This window comes from Frateuria edaphi (assembly GCF_021117405.1).
Classification (GTDB): domain Bacteria; phylum Pseudomonadota; class Gammaproteobacteria; order Xanthomonadales; family Rhodanobacteraceae; genus Frateuria_A; species Frateuria_A edaphi.
The window spans coordinates 1,861,333-1,877,985 of sequence record NZ_CP088251.1; the positions used below are offsets into that span (position 1 = coordinate 1,861,333).

Annotated in this window: 15 protein-coding genes and 1 tRNA gene; 8 read left to right on the forward strand and 8 right to left on the reverse strand. The window is 67.9% G+C overall.

The genetic code is table 11. From position 1 onward, the window contains the following. Window positions 1-20: 20 nt before the first annotated feature. From LQ772_RS08795 to LQ772_RS08805, 3 genes are read right to left on the reverse strand one after another with little or no spacing between them, the layout of a single operon-like run. A complete protein-coding gene (locus LQ772_RS08795) occupies window positions 21-1,805 on the reverse strand; it encodes a DHH family phosphoesterase (RefSeq protein WP_231325799.1) in 1,785 nt (594 codons plus the stop codon). Then, window positions 1,802-2,737, reverse strand: a complete 936-nt coding sequence (locus LQ772_RS08800) for a phosphoglycerate mutase (protein WP_231325800.1) — start codon at window positions 2,735-2,737, stop codon at window positions 1,802-1,804. Before LQ772_RS08800 ends, LQ772_RS08795 begins: the two co-directional genes overlap by 4 nt. Further along, window positions 2,734-4,782 (reverse strand): ABC-F family ATP-binding cassette domain-containing protein, encoded by a 2,049-nt coding sequence (locus LQ772_RS08805; protein WP_231325801.1) that lies wholly within the window; start codon window positions 4,780-4,782, stop codon window positions 2,734-2,736. The genes LQ772_RS08800 and LQ772_RS08805 overlap by 4 nt, the downstream gene beginning before the upstream one ends. A 144-nt stretch (window positions 4,783-4,926) precedes the next feature. On the opposite strand from LQ772_RS08805, the gene LQ772_RS08810 reads away from it, so the two are divergent. From LQ772_RS08810 to LQ772_RS08835, 6 genes are all read left to right on the forward strand, one after another. Then, window positions 4,927-5,262, forward strand: a complete 336-nt coding sequence (locus LQ772_RS08810; protein ID WP_425600832.1) for a hypothetical protein — start codon at window positions 4,927-4,929, stop codon at window positions 5,260-5,262. A 125-nt stretch (window positions 5,263-5,387) separates the two neighbouring features. Then, window positions 5,388-6,425 (forward strand): agmatine deiminase family protein, encoded by a 1,038-nt coding sequence (locus tag LQ772_RS08815; RefSeq protein ID WP_231325802.1) that lies wholly within the window; start codon window positions 5,388-5,390, stop codon window positions 6,423-6,425. Between the two features lie 86 nt (window positions 6,426-6,511). Next, complete coding sequence (locus LQ772_RS08820; RefSeq protein WP_231325803.1) at window positions 6,512-7,402, forward strand: carbon-nitrogen hydrolase; 891 nt, start codon at window positions 6,512-6,514, stop codon at window positions 7,400-7,402. 78 nt (window positions 7,403-7,480) lie between these two features. Further along, window positions 7,481-8,707, forward strand: coding sequence for a TraB/GumN family protein (locus LQ772_RS08825; RefSeq protein WP_231325805.1), 1,227 nt, complete (start codon window positions 7,481-7,483; stop codon window positions 8,705-8,707). A 112-nt stretch (window positions 8,708-8,819) separates the two neighbouring features. Further along, entirely contained in the window at window positions 8,820-9,143 is a 324-nt protein-coding gene (locus LQ772_RS08830; RefSeq protein WP_231325806.1) for a c-type cytochrome, read from the forward strand. A gap of 18 nt (window positions 9,144-9,161) precedes the next feature. Further along, the gene (locus tag LQ772_RS08835) at window positions 9,162-9,515 is read left to right on the forward strand and encodes a c-type cytochrome (protein ID WP_231325808.1); all 354 of its coding nucleotides are present in this window, start codon (window positions 9,162-9,164) and stop codon (window positions 9,513-9,515) included. Between the two features lie 172 nt (window positions 9,516-9,687). On the opposite strand, the gene LQ772_RS08840 is transcribed toward LQ772_RS08835, so the two are convergent. Further along, window positions 9,688-10,293, reverse strand: a complete 606-nt coding sequence (locus LQ772_RS08840; protein ID WP_231325810.1) for an NfuA family Fe-S biogenesis protein — start codon at window positions 10,291-10,293, stop codon at window positions 9,688-9,690. A 226-nt stretch (window positions 10,294-10,519) separates the two neighbouring features. Between LQ772_RS08840 and LQ772_RS08845 the strand changes: the two genes are divergently transcribed. After that, a complete protein-coding gene (locus LQ772_RS08845; protein ID WP_231325812.1) occupies window positions 10,520-10,858 on the forward strand; it encodes a 4a-hydroxytetrahydrobiopterin dehydratase in 339 nt (112 codons plus the stop codon). Here the strand turns inward: LQ772_RS08845 and LQ772_RS08850 are convergent. Then, window positions 10,812-11,828 (reverse strand): RluA family pseudouridine synthase, encoded by a 1,017-nt coding sequence (locus tag LQ772_RS08850; protein WP_231325813.1) that lies wholly within the window; start codon window positions 11,826-11,828, stop codon window positions 10,812-10,814. The two genes, LQ772_RS08845 and LQ772_RS08850, sit on opposite strands and share 47 nt — an antisense overlap. 341 nt (window positions 11,829-12,169) lie before the next feature. On the opposite strand from LQ772_RS08850, the gene LQ772_RS08855 reads away from it, so the two are divergent. Then, window positions 12,170-15,130 carry an Rne/Rng family ribonuclease gene (locus LQ772_RS08855; protein WP_231325984.1) on the forward strand — a complete coding sequence of 987 codons (2,961 nt, stop codon included), beginning with the start codon at window positions 12,170-12,172 and terminating at the stop codon, window positions 15,128-15,130. Window positions 15,131-15,317: 187 nt separating this feature from the next. On the opposite strand, the gene LQ772_RS08860 is transcribed toward LQ772_RS08855, so the two are convergent. The 3 genes from LQ772_RS08860 to secG form a co-directional block, all read right to left on the reverse strand. After that, window positions 15,318-15,968 carry a response regulator gene (locus LQ772_RS08860; RefSeq protein WP_231325814.1) on the reverse strand — a complete coding sequence of 217 codons (651 nt, stop codon included), beginning with the start codon at window positions 15,966-15,968 and terminating at the stop codon, window positions 15,318-15,320. Window positions 15,969-16,105: 137 nt separating this feature from the next. Next, window positions 16,106-16,190 (reverse strand) — tRNA-Leu (locus LQ772_RS08865). A 16-nt stretch (window positions 16,191-16,206) separates the two neighbouring features. Continuing rightward, the gene (gene secG / locus LQ772_RS08870) at window positions 16,207-16,638 is read right to left on the reverse strand and encodes a preprotein translocase subunit SecG (RefSeq protein ID WP_231325815.1); all 432 of its coding nucleotides are present in this window, start codon (window positions 16,636-16,638) and stop codon (window positions 16,207-16,209) included. Between the last annotated feature and the right edge of the window lie 15 nt (window positions 16,639-16,653).

The window sequence follows — 16,653 nt, forward strand, 5'->3', positions numbered from 1 at the left end:
TCTGCGAAAAGCCGGCTGCGTCAGGCGGGTTCGACGTGGCGCACCAGCAGACGCGCGCTTTCCCTGCCCTGCCATTCGTTGATCGTCAGCTCGTATACCGCGCGCAGCCGCGGCGGTGGCGCGGCTGCGCGCACGTTGAACATCACCGCCTCGTGTACGGCGCCATCGCGCGGATCGCGCAGGCTCAGCCGCCAGTGCCGCTCGCCCATCAGGCGCCACTGCGCGCACTCGAACAGGTTGTCGAACAGCGGTTCCGGGAAGCCCTGCCCCCACGGCCCGCCGTCACGCAGCTGGCGCGCAAGGTCGAGGGTGAAGGTACCGGGCGGCAGTTCGCCGTCGGTGTAGAGCACCGCCTGCAGGCGTTCCTCGTCCAGCCATTCGCGCGCGATCGCGTCGAAGGCGTCGGCGAAGCGGGGGTAGTCGGCGGTCTTCAGGCTCAGCCCGGCCGCCATGGCGTGGCCACCGAAGCGCTCGATCAGGCCGGGCAGGCGTGCGTCGATCGCCGCCAGCGCGTCGCGCACGTGGAAGCCGGCGATGGAGCGCGCGGAACCCCGCAGTTCCTCGGGCCGGTCCTCGTCGGCCGGCGCAAAGGCGATCACCGGGCGGTGCAACCGTTCCTTGAGCTTGGACGCCACCAGTCCGACCACGCCCGCGTGCCAGGTGGGTTCGTACAGGCTCACGCCGGTGCGCTCGCCCAGGCCTTCCAGTCCGAGCGCGCCGATCATCGCCTCGGCCTCGGCGACCATCGCCTCCTGAAGCTCGCGGCGTTCCTGGTTGATCGCGCTGAGCCGCTCGGCCAGCGCGCGCGCCTGTACCGGGTCGTCGGTGAGCAGGCATTCGACGCCCAGGCGCATGTCTTCCAACCGGCCCGCGGCGTTGAGGCGCGGGCCGACGGCATAACCAAGATCGCTGGCGCAGACGCCGGACAGGCTGCGCTTGCCAGCCTCCACCAGCGCGGTGATGCCCGGGCAGGCGCGACCGCTGCGGATGCGGCCGATACCCGCCTCGACCAGCACGCGGTTGTTGAAATCCAGCGGTACCAGGTCGGCTACCGTGCCGAGCGCGACCAGGTCGAGCAGGTTGCCCAGGTCCGGCTCCTCGCGCCCGGCGAAAGCCCCGCGCCCGCGCAACTCCGCACGCACGGCCAGCAGCAGGTAGAACATCACGCCGACGCCCGCCAGCGCGCGACTGGCGAAAGCCTGGTTCATCCGCGCATCGCCGGTGCATGACTCGCAGGCGGGCTCGCCATGCCCGCATGCACGCACCTCGAGCACGTTGGGATTGACCAGCGCGTCGGCGGCCGGCAACTGATCGCCCGGCAAGTGGTGGTCGGTGACGATCACTCGGATACCGCGCGCCTTCGCCGCGGCCACGCCGGCGATGCTGGCCACGCCGTTGTCGACGGTGACGATCAGCTGCGGCGCGGGTTCGAGCGAGGCGACCAGCGCCGGACTCAAGCCGTAGCCGTGCGCGAAGCGGTTGGGAATCACGTAATCCACGCGCCGCGCGCCGAGCAGGCGCAGGCCGCGCACGGCCAGGGCAGTGCCGGTGGCGCCGTCGCAGTCGTAGTCGCCGGCGATGACGATCGACCAGTCGCCGGTGATCGCCTCGATCAGCAGCGCGACGGCACGATCGAGCCCACCCAGTGCCTGCGGCGCCAGCAAATGGCGCAAGCGATGCTCGGCCTGCGCCGGATGCAGGACGCCGCGCGCGGCGTAAACCTGGCGCAGCACCGGGTGCACCCCATCGCTCCAGCCCTCGGGCGCGCCCGACACCAGCCGGCGGCGCAACGTCGGTGCGCTCATGCGCGCATCCCGCGCCAGAAACGCCAGCGATGCCAGGGACGCAGATCCCGGCGCTCGCCACTGGCGAAGGTCAGGCGCAGGGGCCGCTGGCGGGCGAGCGTGTCGATCATGGGCCACCATTGGTCGGCAATGATCTGGGCCGGCAGGTCCTGCAGGTCGATCAGCCAATGAGCGGCGAGTTCGCCCGCCGCCGTCGGCGCTGCGGAAGTGGCCTGGGTCTCGCGGGCCGGTGTCCGCAAGCGATGCGCAATACCCGACCGCGCCGCCAGCCCCCGCAGCAACGGATCGTCGCTGACCACGCCGCGAAGCGAGGTCGCCACGGTCTCGGGCAACGTGCCTGCCCCCCACAGCCACAGATTGTTGACCGGGGGTTGACCGGCGGCGCGACGCTGCGCGTTCAGCGGGTGCTGATGCAGCAACACCTGGATGTCGTTTTGCAGGATTCGCCAGCGGCGCCCATCGGCACCCTGCGGCAGATGCTGCAGCAGGTTTTCGCCGAGCGCCTGCTCGGGCGCGGGGAACGTGGGCACGGCCGTGCCCGGCGGCAGGCGCAGGTGCCAGCGATCGGACGAGGTCAGTTCCAGCCGCATGCCCTGCTCTTCGAACAGCGGCGCGAGCGGCTCGGCCAGCGCGGCGGCATCGCCTGCGGTCAATTGCATCTGCCCGCAGGCAAGCAGGCGCGCACCGTTCATGTCCGGCTCGACCCAGGCCGGATCGGCGCTCATCCACAAGGCGTCATCGGCATCGCCGGCCGCCAGCTGCCGGGTGAGCGCACCGGCGGGCAGCGGTTGCGGGACATCGAACCAGGTGGCCAACCCGGCCAGGTATCCCCTTGGGCCATCTTCGAGGCGATCGGCGCGCACCAACAGGCGGCGCAGCGGATGCGCGGGCTCGAAGCGCACGAGCGCGGGCAGCCACAGTTCCACGCTCATGCGCTGGCGGCCTCCAGTTGCTCGTACAGCTCCAGCCATTCGGCCTCGAGCGTTTCCTTCTCGCGACGCAGGTCGGCCTGGCGCTGGCCCAGCTTCATGAGCTCGGCGGTGGAACCGTTGTAGGTTGCCGGGTCGGCCAGCTTCGCCTCGAGGGCAACCAGGTCCGCATCGATCGCCGCGACGCGCGCTTCGATCTTCCTGACCCGGGCCTTCGCGGTCTTGTCCTGTTCGCGCTGTGCGGCGGCGGCGCGGCGGCGGTCGGCGGCGGATTCGGCGGATGCGGCCGGCTCGTTGGCCTTCCTTACGGCCGCACCACGCGAGCGCAGCCAGCGTGCGTAGTCGTCCAGGTCGCCGTCGAACGATTCCACCGCGCCGTCCGCGACGCGCCAGAAGCTGTCGCAGACCAGACCGAGCAGGTGGCGATCGTGCGACACCAGCACCAGTGCGCCATCGAAGTCCGCCAGCGCATCGGCCAGCGCCTCGCGCATATCGAGGTCCAGGTGGTTGGTCGGCTCGTCGAGCAGCAGCAGGTTGGGCTTGTCCCAGGCGATGAGCGCCAGCGCCAGGCGCGCCCGCTCGCCACCGGAGAAACCATCGACCGACTCGAACGCGCGGTCGCCGGCGAAGTTCCAGCCGCCGAGGAAGTCCCGCAGCACCTGCGCCGCCACGCCCGGCGCCTTGTCCTGCAGGTGGTCGAACGGGCTGGCGCCCTCGCGCAGGCTTTCGACCGTGTGCTGGGCGAAATAGCCGATTTTCAGGTCCTTGTGGGCCTTGCGCTCACCGGCCAGCGGCGGCAGCTCGCCGACCAGCGTCTTGACCAGGGTCGACTTGCCGGCGCCGTTGGGGCCGAGCAGGCCGATGCGTTCGCCGGCTTCCAACCGAAAGCGGACATCCGTAAGGACGACCGCTGCCTTTGAACGATAACTCTCGTCCGCAAGGGCGACGTCCGCTCCCTCTCCCCCCGGGGGAGAAGGTTGGGATGAGGCGCCAAGGCTTGCCCCGAACTCCACCAAATGCGCCGAACCAACATCCCCGCGAGCCCCGCCGCTCACCCCAGCGGGGAGAGGGGGCAGAGCCGAGTAGCCCGCCGACACCTCTTCCAGCTGCAGCATCGAATCGGGCAGCCGATCCGGCACCGCGAACTGGAACCGGAACGGCCGCTCGGCGCGGACCGCTTCGGTGCCAGCCAGCTTTTCCAGCCGCTTCATGCGCGACTGCGCCTGCTTGGCCTTGCTCGCCTTCGCCTTGAAGCGATCGACGAACGACTGCAGGTGCGCGCGCTCGGCCTGCTCGCGCTCGTGCGTGATCTGCTGCTGGCGCAGCTGCTCGGCGCGCAGGCGTTCGAAGGCGGTGTAGTTGCCCGTGTACAGCCGCGCGCCACCGTCGTGCAGATGCAGTGTGTGCGAGGTAACCGCGTCGAGAAACTCGCGGTCGTGCGAGATGACCAGCAACGTGCCCTGGTAGCGGCGCAGCCACTCCTCCAGCCACAGCACGGCATCCAGATCCAGATGGTTGGTCGGCTCGTCGAGCAGCAGGAGGTCGGACGGCGCCATCAGCGCACGCGCCAGGTTCAGGCGCACCCGCCAGCCGCCCGAGAACTCCTTCACCGCCCGCTCGTGGGTTTCCGGCGCGAAGCCCAGGCCATGCATCAGGCGGCCGGCGCGGGCGCGGGCGTCGTAGCCGTGCAGCTCTTCGATGCGGTGGTGAGCGCGCGCCATCGCCTCGGCGTCACCACGCGCCTGGGCATCGGCCTCCTCTCGCAGGACCGCCGCGACTTCCTCGTCGCCGCCGAGCACGTAGTCGAGCGCGGCGTCCGGCAACGCGGGCGTCTCCTGCGCCACCGACGCCAGGCGCAGCTTCGCCGGCAGGTCCAGTTCGCCCGCGTCCGCCTCCAACCGTCCCTGCAGGACGGCGAACAGGCTGGACTTGCCGCAGCCGTTGCGGCCGATCACGCCCAGGCGCCAACCGCTCTGGATGGAGAGATCGATATCGGACAGCAGCAGGCGGCTGCCACGGCGGAGGGCGAAATGGCGGAACGCGATCATCGGTAGGAAACGTGCACGGGCGACCCGCCATGATAGCCGGCCTTGGAATGCCTAGCCCATCGCAGACGCCAGCGGTCGCCGTGGCGCCGTTGTCGCACATCTGCTACAACGGCGCCGCACAGGACCTTTGCGGAGAGGGGAATCATGGTCAAGCTCACTGGCGGTCTGGCGATGCTCGCCGCGATCGCGTTCGGCGCACCGATGGCCGCGCATGCGGGCGACAGCCTGCTTATCAATCGCGTGCAGCAGGAACAGGGGATGAACCTGCCCACCCGCGGCATGACCATGACGCAGGTGGAAAAGCGCTACGGCGCGCCCGAGCGCAAGCTGCAGCCGCGCGGTGGCGACAGCCAGAAGCATCCGGTGATCAACCGCTGGGACTACAAGACCTTCATCGTGTACTTCGAGCACGACCACGTGATCCATTCGGTGCTCAATACGCCCGCCGGCAACAACCACAATCCCGCCGCGGCGCAGTAAGCCCCACTGCAGCACACCACAACGGACCTCCGCGATGGCGGGGGTCCGTTTTCGTTTGGGCCTCATCGCCCGGTGTCGCCCGCTCGACTACACTCCGCCGCTTTCCGACTTCAAGCGAGCGCGCGATGACCTCCTCTCCCAACCTGCGCCTGCCGGCCGAATGGGAACCGCAGGACGCGGTGCTGATCGCCTGGCCGCACGAAGGCACCGACTGGGCCGAGCGCCTGGCCGAGGTGGAGACCACCTATACCGCGCTGGCCGCCGCGGTCACCTGTTTCCAGCCGCTGGTCGTGATCGTCGCCGACGAGGGCGTGCGCGCGACCGCCGAACGCGCGCTCCGTGGCGCGGGTGTTGACCTGGGGCGCGTCCGCTTCGTCGAACTTCCCTACGACGACACCTGGTTGCGCGACTCCGGCCCGATCACGCTGGTCTCGGCCCAGGGCTTCCAGCTCACCGATTTCCGCTTCACCGGCTGGGGCGGCAAGTTCGGCGCCGACCGGGACGACGCGCTGGTCGCCGGCCTGGTCGCCGCCGGCGTGTTCGGCCCCGCCGCGCACGAGCGCGTGGATTGGGCATTGGAAGGTGGCGGCATCGAGAGCGATGGCGGCAGCACCGTGCTGACCACCTGGCGCTGCCTGCACCAGCGCCATCCCGAGCAATCGCGCGAGGCGATGGACGCGATCCTGCGCGAAAGCCTGCATGCCCCGCGCGTGCTGTGGCTGGATCACGGCTACCTCGAGGGCGACGACACCGACGCCCACATCGACACCCTCGCCCGCTTCGCGCCGGGCGAGCGCATCGTGTTCCAGGCTTGCGACGATCCGGCGGACCCGCATCATCAGGAACTGGACCGGATGGCCGCCGAGCTCGCCTCGCTGCGCACGCCCGAAGGCAAGCCCTACCGTCTCTCGCCGCTGCCCTGGGCGCAGCCCATCCTGGACGAAGGGCGCCGACTGGCCGCTTCCTATGCCAACTACCTGGTCATCAACGGCGCCGTGCTGGTGCCCGCTTATGGCGACGCCGCGGACGACGAGGCGGCACGCATCATCGGCGCCGCCTACCCCGGGCGCGAGGTCGTTCAGGTGCCGTGCCGCCCGCTGATCTGGCAGAACGGCAGCCTTCACTGCATCACCATGCAGCTGCCGGCCGGCTTGCTGGGCTGAACACACGCCGCCGGCAACACTTTGGCGACAACCGCGCCACCTTGCTCCGCTAAACTGCCTGTCTCGACTCAGTGCAAGAGACAGGCATGACCGGCAAGACACTCAAGGTGGCGCTGCTGCAGGAAACCAACCGCGGCAACCGCGACGCGAATCTCGACGCGATCGAGGCCGGCCTGCGCGAAGCCGCGGCGGCCGGCGCGCGGCTCGTGCTGTTGCAGGAGCTGCACAACGGCCCGTACTTCTGCCAGCGCGAGTGCGTGGACGAGTTCGAACTGGCTGAAACCATTCCCGGTCCCGGCACCGAGCGCATCGGCAAGTTGGCGGAGGAACTCAAGCTCGTCGTGGTGGCTTCGATTTTCGAGAAGCGCGCCACGGGCCTGTATCACAACACCGCCGTGGTCTTCGATCGCTCCGCGACCATCGCGGGCAAGTACCGCAAGATGCACATTCCCGATGATCCGGCGTTCTACGAGAAGTTCTACTTCACGCCGGGCGACATGGGCTTCGAGCCCATCGATACGTCGGTCGGTCGACTGGGCGTGCTGGTGTGCTGGGACCAGTGGTATCCGGAGGCCGCGCGGCTGATGGCGCTGGCCGGCGCGCAGATGCTGCTCTATCCAACGGCGATCGGCTGGGATCCGAACGACGAACTGGCGGAGAAGGATCGCCAGCGCGAGGCCTGGGTCACCGTGCAGCGCGGCCATGCCGTCGCCAACGGGTTGCCGTTGCTGGCCTGCAACCGCACCGGTTACGAAGCCGACCCCTCGGGCGTGGGCGCGGGCATCCAGTTCTGGGGCACCAGCTTCGTGGCCGGGCCGCAGGGCGAGTTTCTGGCCAAGGCGAACACCGACGGGCGCGAGCTGCTGGTGGTCGACGTCGACCTGGAGCGCAGCGAGCACGTGCGGCGGATCTGGCCGTTCCTGCGCGATCGGCGCATCGATGCGTACGGCGATCTCCTCAAACGCTATCGGGATTGAAAACGGTGGGCTGAAGCCCATCCAACGAATCACCCTGTAGGTTGGGCTTCGGCCCACCACCCGCATCCCGGACCACGCATGACCCTCCCCGATTCCGACGTCGCCCAGCCCAACGCCCTGCTCGACCAGCCACTGGAGCGCGTGACCCGCGACGGCGTGGAATACGTCGTGCTGGGCACGGCGCACGTGTCCCGCGCCAGCGTGGCGGCGGTCGAGTCGCTGGTGGCCAACGAATCATTCGACGCGATCGCGGTCGAGCTCTGCCCGAGCCGCGCCGAGGGCATGCGCAATCCGGACGCGTTCAAGCAGATGGACCTGTTCCACGTGATCCGCCAGGGCAAGGTCGGCATGGTGGCGGCAAGCCTGGTGCTGTCGTCCTTCCAGCAACGGCTGGCCGCGCAGTACGGCATCCAGCCCGGCGCCGAGATGAAGGCGGCGATGGACGGCGCCGAGCGCGCCAACCTGCCAGTCTGGCTGATCGATCGCGAGGTCGGCACCACGCTCAAGCGCGCCTGGCGCAGCGTCGGCACGTGGGCGCGCTTCGGCCTGCTCGGCGGCCTGGTCGCCAGCGTATTCGAGCGCGAGCAGGTCGACGAAAAAGAGATCGAAAAGCTCAAGGAGGGCGACCTTCTGGAGAGCGCGTTCGGCGAGTTCGCGCAGAACTCGGCCCCGCTCTACAACAGCCTGATCGGCGAGCGCGACGAATACATGGCCGCGCGCCTGCGTGAGCAGGCGCAAGGTGCGCCGGCCGTGCGCCGCGTGCTGGTAGTGATCGGCGCCGGCCATCTCAAGGGCCTGAGCGGATACCTGCGCGAGCAGCAGGAGCCCCCAGCCGGGCGCATCGCCGAACTGGCGAAACTGCCACCCAAGGCGCGCTGGCCCAAGTGGCTCGCGCTGGGCCTGGTGTTGCTGGTGTTCGCGGCCATCGCCTATGCGTTCCATCGCAACCCATCGCTCGGGGCGCTGGCGCTGCGCAACTGGGTACTGTTCACCGGCGGCTGCGCCGCACTGGGCGCACTGGCGGCGGGCGGGCATCCGCTGAGCATCCTGGCGGCCTTCATCGCCGCGCCGATCAAGCCGTTCCGGCCCGGCATTCCGGCTGGCGGCATCAGCGCGATGGCCGAAGCCTGGATTCGCCGTCCTCGCGTGGCCGACTTCGAGACGTTGCGCGACGACATCGCCGACTGGAAGGGCTGGTGGAAGAACCGCGTGGCGCGCACGCTGCTCAACTTCATCCTGGTAAGCGCAGGCACGGTGATCGGCGAGTACGCCGCCGGCATCCAGATCGTCAAGAGCCTGTTCTGAAAGTGCGCCCGCGGCCGCCTGATTTCGATCAGGGCGATGCGTCAAGTTGTCCGTCGCCTGACGCAGACACTATACTTCCGCGACTTTGTACCCCAAGCGTGGGAATGACTCGATGATTCGACTGCAACTGCTCGGCCTGACCGTGGCCGCAGCCCTCCTCGCCGCCGGCAACGCACATGCCGCTGGCGACAAGGCCAACGGCCGCAAGCTGGTCTATACCTGCAACGGTTGCCACGGTGTCGATGGCTACACCAACGCCTACCCGGACTACCCTGTGCCGAAGATCGCCGGGCAGAACGAGCAGTACATCATCAACGCGCTGCATGGCTACAAGACCGGCGACCGCACGCATCCGACCATGATGGCGCAGGCACAGAGTCTGTCCGACCAGGACATCGACGACATCGCCGCCTATCTTTCCAGCCTCGCCAAGTAAGTCTCGAAGGAATCCCGCATGAAGCGTGCGCTCACCCTGCTCATCTTCGGCGCCGTGCTGGCGTTGTCCTCCACCGCGCTGCTGGCCGAAGGCACGGCAGCCGACGGCAAGACCAAGGCCGCGGCCTGTTTCGCCTGCCACGGTGCGGACGGCAACGCAGTCGATCCGCAGTACCCGCGCCTGGCCGGCCAGTACAATATGTACCTGCAGCAGGCGCTGCACGAATACAAGGACGGCCGCCGCAACAACCCGATCATGAAGGGCTTCGTCGCCACCCTGTCCGACCAGGACATCGAGGACGTCGCCGCCTACTTCTCGAGCCTGCCGACCAAGCTGCACACGCTGGACGGACACATCCAGGGCGACAAATAACCCGCCCTTATTCGATACAGCAAAAGGCCCGCCTCGGCGGGCCTTTTTCGTTTGCCCCGATCCCCTCCGGGGAGAGGGGACAAGACTGGCGGCGAGCACTCTCAGGGGCACGCCTTGATGCTGCAGAGTCGCGAGCCCCGCCCCCGAAGGGAGAGGGAGCGAGGCAAAGGCTTCACCCCATCGCCGAGCTGCCAGCCTTTTCCTTATAGTACGGATTGCGCCCGCCAGTGTGGTCGGTCGCATCGCGCACCGCGGTGATCTCCGGCACCCGCTCGCGCAGCGTCTTCTCCACGCCGTTCTTGAGCGTCACGTCCACCATGCTGCAGCCGTGGCAGCCGCCACCGAACTGGAGCAGCACGGCGCCATCCGAGGTCACTTCGAGCAGGCTCACGCGCCCGCCATGCGAGGCGATCCGCGGATTGATCTCGGCCTCCAGCACGTAACGCACCCGCTCGATCAGGCCCGCGTCGGCACCGGGAACCTCGCCCTTGATCCTGGGCGCGCGGATGTTGAGCTGGCCGCCAGTGGGATTGGGTTCGTAATCGATGCTCGCGCCATCCAGCCAGCGCGCGCTGTCGCCTTCCAGGTAGAAATTGAAGCCCTCGCACTCGACCAGCCACTCGTTGCCGGCCAGGTCGCGCGGCTCGCAGAACTCCAGCTCGCAGTTGGCCGCCGGCGTGCCCGGCTCGGTCACGCGCAGCAGGATGCCCAGCTCATCGCCCTGCTGTGCGAGCAGGCGGCGGAAATGCTGTTGTGCGCGGTCGGAAATATCGATCATCTGGGCGAACTCTCCAGCGCCGGCGGGGACGTCCGGCGAAACAGCACCATTTTAGTCCTGTTTCGCGCAAAAGTCCGGCCATCCCCTCTTCGCAGGGACTCACTTGTGGGCGATGCGTTGGCGTTCGGAGTCAAACAGCATGACCCACCAATGGCCCCGTATCGGGCAGTTTTGACTTTTTCTGGTGCAACTCGGACGCTTCGCCTTTTCCATGCCGGAGTCCGCAATGAACCGCACCGATCTTTCCAACCAGCACTGCCAACCACGCAAGGGCAAGGAACACGCGATCGCACCACACCAGGTGCAGGAACTGCTGGCGCAACTACCCGGCTGGGAGCTGGCCAACGACGGCAAGGCCATCGTCAAGGACTTCCGCTTCGAGGACTTCCACCGCACCCTGGGTTTCATCAACGCGGTCGGCTTCATGGCCAATCGCGAGGACCACCACCCCGATCTCGAGGCCGGTTACGGGCATTGCCAAGTGCTGTGGTCGACCCACGACGTGGGCGGTCTTTCACTCAACGATTTTGTTTGCGCGGCCCGGGTCGAGGCGCTGCTGGCCTGAGCCAGCGGTTGCTTTTCCCTTTGTCGCCAAGGACATCGAGGAAATTCTTCAAGTCGTCCGGTAAGGGGGCGGAAAAGCCATACGCCCGGCCTTCCAACTCGAAACCCATGTGCGCGGCATGCAGGAACAGCCGCTGCAACCCCTTTTCGCGGAAGCGCTTGTTGGCCTCGCGATCACCGTACTTGGTGTCACCGGCCAGGGGATGGCCGATGTGGGCCGCGTGCACGCGGATCTGGTGGGTGCGCCCGGTGCCCAAGGTCGCCTGCATCAGGCGGGCGCCGGTGAGCTGCTCCATCTCGCGGAAAAAAGTCAATGACGGCTTGCCGTTACCGGACACTCTTACCATTCGTTCTCCGCCCTGGAGCACCGATTTCAGCAGGGGCGCGTTGACGTCGAAGCGCGCCTTGGGCGGATGGCCGACCATCAGGCAGAGATATTGCTTGGTGACCTCGCCGGCGCGGATCGCCGCCTGGAGTCCGGTAAGTCCGGCACGGGTCTTGGCAAACACCAGCACGCCGCTGGTATCCCGGTCGAGCCGGTGAACCAGTTCCAGGTGCTGGTCCGGACGGGCGGCGCGCAGCAGTTCGATGGCGCCGTGGCTCACGCCGGAACCGCCGTGGCTGGCAATCCCGGAGGGCTTGTCGATCGCCAGGAAGTGCTTGTCCTCGAAGATGACCGCCTCGGCGACCGCGGCCACCATCTCGGCGGACGGCCCGCGATCGGGCGCCTTCTCGGCCGTGCGCACCGGCGGGATGCGCAGCGTATCGCCAGCGCTGAGACGGGTGTCCGGCTTGGCCCGCTTGCCGTTCACTCGCACCTGCCCGGTCCTCAGCAGGCGGTAGATCATGCTCTTGGGGACGCCCTTGAGCAGGGTCACCAAGGCATTGTCGATCCGCTGGCCGTCGCGCTCGGGGCCGATATCGACTTGACGCACACCTTGAGGTGCGTCATGGGAAGTTACCGTCTGCATTGAAAAAAACCTGGGGTAATAGGATACTCGGCGGGCGCTTTATGTCCCTCTATCGAGCTCGATTTGGTGGGGGACGCCCGTCCGCGACGTCGGCGAGGATTGCGCCGGTGGCCACCCCGGCAGCCGGCCGTAAACTCCCTTTCATCGTAACGGTTCGGGGTGTCGTTGTCCGCCGCCAGGGGGTGGCGAGACGGCAGGAGCGCGTGCCACGAATCACCCCGGTGTCGGACGATGCCGGTTTTATTTGCCGCCCACCCGCAGCGGCGCGATCCCGGCAGGCAGCCCCTCTAGGCGCCACCGTGGCACGCGACGCGCGGCCAGGCCGAAGGAAGATAACTACAATGAAACGCATGTTGATCAACGCAACTCAGCGTGAAGAGTTGCGCGTGGCCATTGTCGATGGCCAGACCCTGTACGACCTCGATATCGAGATCCCCTCCCGCGAGCAGAAAAAGGCCAATATCTACAAAGGCCGCATCACCCGCGTCGAGCAATCGCTCGAAGCCTGCTTCGTCGACTATGGCGCCGAGCGCCACGGCTTCCTTCCGTTGAAGGAAATTGCCGACCAGTACTTCACCCCGGGCCTGAACCCGAACAAGTCCAGCATTCGCGAGCTGCTTAAGGAAGGCCAGGAACTGGTCGTCCAGGTCGAGAAGGAAGAGCGCGGCAACAAGGGCGCGGCGCTGACCACGTTCATCTCGCTGGCCGGCCGCTACATGGTGCTGATGCCGAACAACCCCAAGGCCGGCGGCGTCTCGCGCCGGATCGAGGGCGAGGACCGCCAGGCCCTTAAGGAAGCGCTCGACCATCTCACCGTTCCCGAAGACGTCGGCCTGATCGTGCGCACCGCCGGCATGGGCCGCGACGCCGAAGAGCTGCAGTGGGACTTGGACTACCTGCTCACCCTGTGGCGCTCGATCTCCGAGGCCGCGGCCAAGCAGAAGGCCCCGTTCCTCATCTACCAGGAATCGAAGCTCTTCATCCGCGCCCTGCGCGATTACCTGCGCAACGACATCGGCGAGATCCTCATCGATGAGGAATCGCTCTACAACGACGCGCGCGAGTTCATGCAGCAGGTGATGCCCAACGCCCTGCGCAAGCTCAAGCTGTACAAGGACGATACCCCGCTCTTCTCGCGCTACCAGATCGAAACGCAGATCGAGAGCGCGTTCGACCGCCAGGTCCGCCTGCCTTCGGGCGGCTCGATCGTGATCGACCAGACCGAAGCGCTGACCGCGATCGACATCAACTCCTCCAAGGCCACCAAGGGCTCGGACATCGAGGAGACCGCGTTCAACACCAACGTCGAGGCGGCGGTCGAGATCGCCCGCCAGCTGCGCATCCGCGACGCCGGCGGCCTGATCGTCATCGACTTCATCGACATGGACAGTCCGCGCCACCAGCGCGAGGTCGAGGAAAAGCTCAAGGACGCGCTCAAGCTCGATCGCGCACGTGTCCAGATTGGCCGCATCAGCCGCTTCGGCCTGCTGGAAATGTCGCGCCAGCGCCTGCGCCCGAGCTTGGGCGAAGCCACTCAGATCGTCTGCCCGCGCTGCGAGGGCCACGGCCACATCCGTGGTATCGAATCGCTGGCGCTCTCGACCCTGCGGCTGATCGAAGAGCATGCCATGAAGGACAACACCGGCCAGGTGCTGGTGCAGGCCCCACCCGCGGTGGCCAACTTCATGCTCAACGAAAAGCGCGCCAGCGTGGTCGAGATCGAGCTGCGCAACAAGGTGCACGTGGTCATCGTCGCCGACGACAACCTCGAAACCCCGCATATCGAGATCCAGCGCATCCGCGAAGCGGATATGGGCGAGCACAGCAAGCCCAGCTACGAGCGCCTGACCGCAGTCGAGGCCGCGCCGATCCCGAAGATGGGCCAGGCCCTGGGCAGCTCCGAGCAACCGGCCGTCAGCGGCATCGTGCCGGCCACGCCGGCGCCGGTGCGCGAGGAAACGCCGGCTCCGGCGCCCGCCCCGGCCGCACCGCGTCCGCGTCCTGCAAGCGCGCCTGCTCCACAGGGCGGCGTGATTTCGCGCCTGCTGGGTTGGTTCCGCGGCACCGCCGAACCGGCACCTGTCGAAACCAGGGAACGTAAACGGACCGAGCAGCCGACCACCCGCCAGGGTCGTCGCGACGATCGCAACCGCCCGCAGCAGCAGGGCCAGAATGGCCAGCGCTCGGGACGTCGTGACCAGGCTCAGGCACAGTCGCAGCAGCAACCGAAGGGCGGCGCGGGGAAGAACAACAACCCGCGCCAGCGCGGCAACGAGGCGGGTTCGCGTCAACCGCAGCAGCAGCCGGCCAAGGAGCAGCAACCGCGCCAGCCCAAACCCGCCCCCGAGATGTCGGCCAGCAACGAGAACCAGGAGCCGCGCAAGCAGACGCCAGCCAGGCCGGAGCGCGCCCCGCGTCCGCCGCGGGCGGAGCAGCCGGCTGTAGCCTCCGCGCCGACACCGGCCAGCGAGCCGGTCAAGGAGATCGAGGCACCGGTCGTGACCCAGACCGATACGGGTGTTGTCGCTCCGGAAGCCAAGCCCGAGTCGGAAGGCAGCCAGCCGCGTCGCCGTCGTGGCCGTCGTGGTGGTCGTCGTCGTCGCCGTCACGAGGATGGCACGGTCGCTCAGGATGGAGCGTCGACCCAGCTCGATGAGCTGGATGACGAGGATCGCGAGGGTGGCGAGGGTGGCGAATCCGACGCACCGACCGGTCGCGCAGATCAGGCGCCGTCGAGTGCCCCGGTAGCCGCGGCCGTCACCGCCGCCGTGGCCGCTGGTCCGGGCCTCGAGTCGATCCAGGTCGAGACCGAGGCCATGCCGGCGGTCACATCGCGGGCCGAATTCCAGCCAGGCGAGTTCAGGGTGCCGGAGGCAGTCACTCCCGCGCCGACGCCCACCGCATTCAACCTGCCGCCGCTTCCGCCGATCCCGGCTGCGACCGGGGTCGATGTCGAGGAATCGGTACCTGCGCCGGCTGCTACCCCCGTGGCTGCGGCGCCAGTCCAGGCACCCGTGCCGGAGGCTCCGCTGGCCGTTTCCGCTCCGGAACCGGTGGAGGAACCGCCCGCAACGCCGGTCATGGCCGCCGAACCCGCGACGGAGGCGGAAACGCCAACTCGCGAGGAAGCCGGGCAACAACCGGCTCCGTCCGAAGCTCCCGCTCCGGCGCCGCTGCCGAAGCAGGGCGATCTGCTTGGTCAGGCAACCCCTCGCGCGACGGTCGTCCCGCCCGTGGAAGCGCCGCATGAGCCGGCACCGTCGAATGACCAGCATCCCCCCAGGGATGCCGCGCAGGTCTAAGGTCCCGCCGAACCGAAGCATGAAAAAGCCGGACGCAAGTCCGGCTTTTTTTTCGTCCCCGACCAGCGAACGTCGATTGCAGGAGCGCGGCTGTGCTGTGACCGGACATGACGGTCGCGCGCAGATGCTCTCCCGCAACCCGTCTGGAATAGCCGTGCCTGCCTGCAGGTGGCCGTGCGCGTAGGCCTCAGCCCACCTGGTTGGGTGCGTCCAGCAGCCCGTGCACCGTCATCAGGTGCGCCAGGCCGATCACGTGCTCCACCTGCAGCTTCTCCATCAGCCGCTGCTTGTAGGTGGAAACGGTCTTGGGGCTCAGGTTGAGCTGATCGCCGATCACCGTCAGCGGCTTGCCGCGGACCAGCATCATGGCGACCTCCAGCTCGCGGCTGGACAGCGCGTCGAACGGCGAGCCGCTGTTGCCGTCGAGCGTAGCAAGGGCCAGTTGTTGCGCGACCGCCGGCGCCAGGTAACGGCGCCCACTGGCCACCTGGCGCACCGCCACCAGCAATTCGTCGGCCGAGCAACCCTTGGTCAGGTAGCCGAGCGCGCCCGCGTCGAGCAGCCGCTTGGGAAAGCGCGCGTCGTCGACCACGGTGATGATGATGATGTGGGTGTTGAGCTTGGCGCGGATGACCCGCTCGGTCAGCTCGATGCCGCTCATGCCCGGCATGTGTACGTCGACCAGCGCCACGTCAGGCGCCAGCGTGCGGATCAACCGCAACCCCTCTTCCGCCGTCCCTGCCTCACCCTTGATGCGTACGTCCGGCTGCTGCTGCAGGATCATCCGAAAGCCGGTACGTACCAGTTCGTGATCGTCCACGAGCACGATGTTGATCACTTCAAGCCCTCCTTGGGAATAGTCAACGAAAAGTAGGCGGGCGCTCTCCGCAATGCAAGCATTCGCGCGCCGCGCAAACAAAAAACCCGCCATCCGGCGGGTCTTTCGGGAAGCGCACGAATCGTTCGCTCCGATGTTGGTGCCCAAGGGGGGACTCGAACCCCCACGCCTCTCGGCGCTACCACCTCAAGGTAGTGCGTCTACCAATTCCGCCACCTGGGCAGGTGTGTTGCCTGTGTTACTTCGTCGAACCCGCCGGGGCGGGAACGTCCGACTTCGCGGGAGCGCCGGCGGCCGGCACATCGCTATTGTTCTTGGCCGGCGCCTGCGGCACGTCGCTGCCGGCCGGAGCCGCGGGCTGCGCATTCTGGGCGGGCGCGGGCTTCTTGGCAAGACCGGACATCACGCCGAGATCGGCCTGCTTCGCCTGCGGCGCGCCGTTGCGGCTCAGGTAGATACCCATGCCGAGGCTCAGCACGAAGAACAGCGCCGCCAGCACCGCAGTCGCGCGGGTGAGGAAGCTGGCCGAGCCGCGCGCACCGAACACCGTGGCCGATGCTCCGCCGCCGAAACCGGAGCCCGCATCGGCACCGGCGCCGCGCTGCATCAGGATCAGCACGATCATCGCCGCGGCGATCAGGATGTAAAACACGCTGAAGATGACGAACATGTTCTTTAGGGATCC

Excerpts from the sequence above, each read along its gene's own strand:
- LQ772_RS08795 (WP_231325799.1), bottom strand. The coding sequence starts at position 1,805 with ATGAGCGCACCGACGTTGCGCCGCCGGCTGGTGTCGGGCGCGCCCGAG.
- LQ772_RS08800 (WP_231325800.1), bottom strand. The coding sequence starts at position 2,737 with ATGAGCGTGGAACTGTGGCTGCCCGCGCTCGTGCGCTTCGAGCCCGCG.
- LQ772_RS08805 (WP_231325801.1), bottom strand. The coding sequence starts at position 4,782 with ATGATCGCGTTCCGCCATTTCGCCCTCCGCCGTGGCAGCCGCCTGCTG.
- LQ772_RS08810 (WP_425600832.1), top strand. The coding sequence starts at position 4,927 with ATGGTCAAGCTCACTGGCGGTCTGGCGATGCTCGCCGCGATCGCGTTC.
- LQ772_RS08815 (WP_231325802.1), top strand. The coding sequence starts at position 5,388 with ATGACCTCCTCTCCCAACCTGCGCCTGCCGGCCGAATGGGAACCGCAG.
- LQ772_RS08820 (WP_231325803.1), top strand. The coding sequence starts at position 6,512 with ATGACCGGCAAGACACTCAAGGTGGCGCTGCTGCAGGAAACCAACCGC.
- LQ772_RS08825 (WP_231325805.1), top strand. The coding sequence starts at position 7,481 with ATGACCCTCCCCGATTCCGACGTCGCCCAGCCCAACGCCCTGCTCGAC.
- LQ772_RS08830 (WP_231325806.1), top strand. The coding sequence starts at position 8,820 with ATGATTCGACTGCAACTGCTCGGCCTGACCGTGGCCGCAGCCCTCCTC.
- LQ772_RS08835 (WP_231325808.1), top strand. The coding sequence starts at position 9,162 with ATGAAGCGTGCGCTCACCCTGCTCATCTTCGGCGCCGTGCTGGCGTTG.
- LQ772_RS08840 (WP_231325810.1), bottom strand. The coding sequence starts at position 10,293 with ATGATCGATATTTCCGACCGCGCACAACAGCATTTCCGCCGCCTGCTC.
- LQ772_RS08845 (WP_231325812.1), top strand. The coding sequence starts at position 10,520 with ATGAACCGCACCGATCTTTCCAACCAGCACTGCCAACCACGCAAGGGC.
- LQ772_RS08850 (WP_231325813.1), bottom strand. The coding sequence starts at position 11,828 with ATGCAGACGGTAACTTCCCATGACGCACCTCAAGGTGTGCGTCAAGTC.
- LQ772_RS08855 (WP_231325984.1), top strand. The coding sequence starts at position 12,170 with ATGAAACGCATGTTGATCAACGCAACTCAGCGTGAAGAGTTGCGCGTG.
- secG (WP_231325815.1), bottom strand. The coding sequence starts at position 16,638 with ATGTTCGTCATCTTCAGCGTGTTTTACATCCTGATCGCCGCGGCGATG.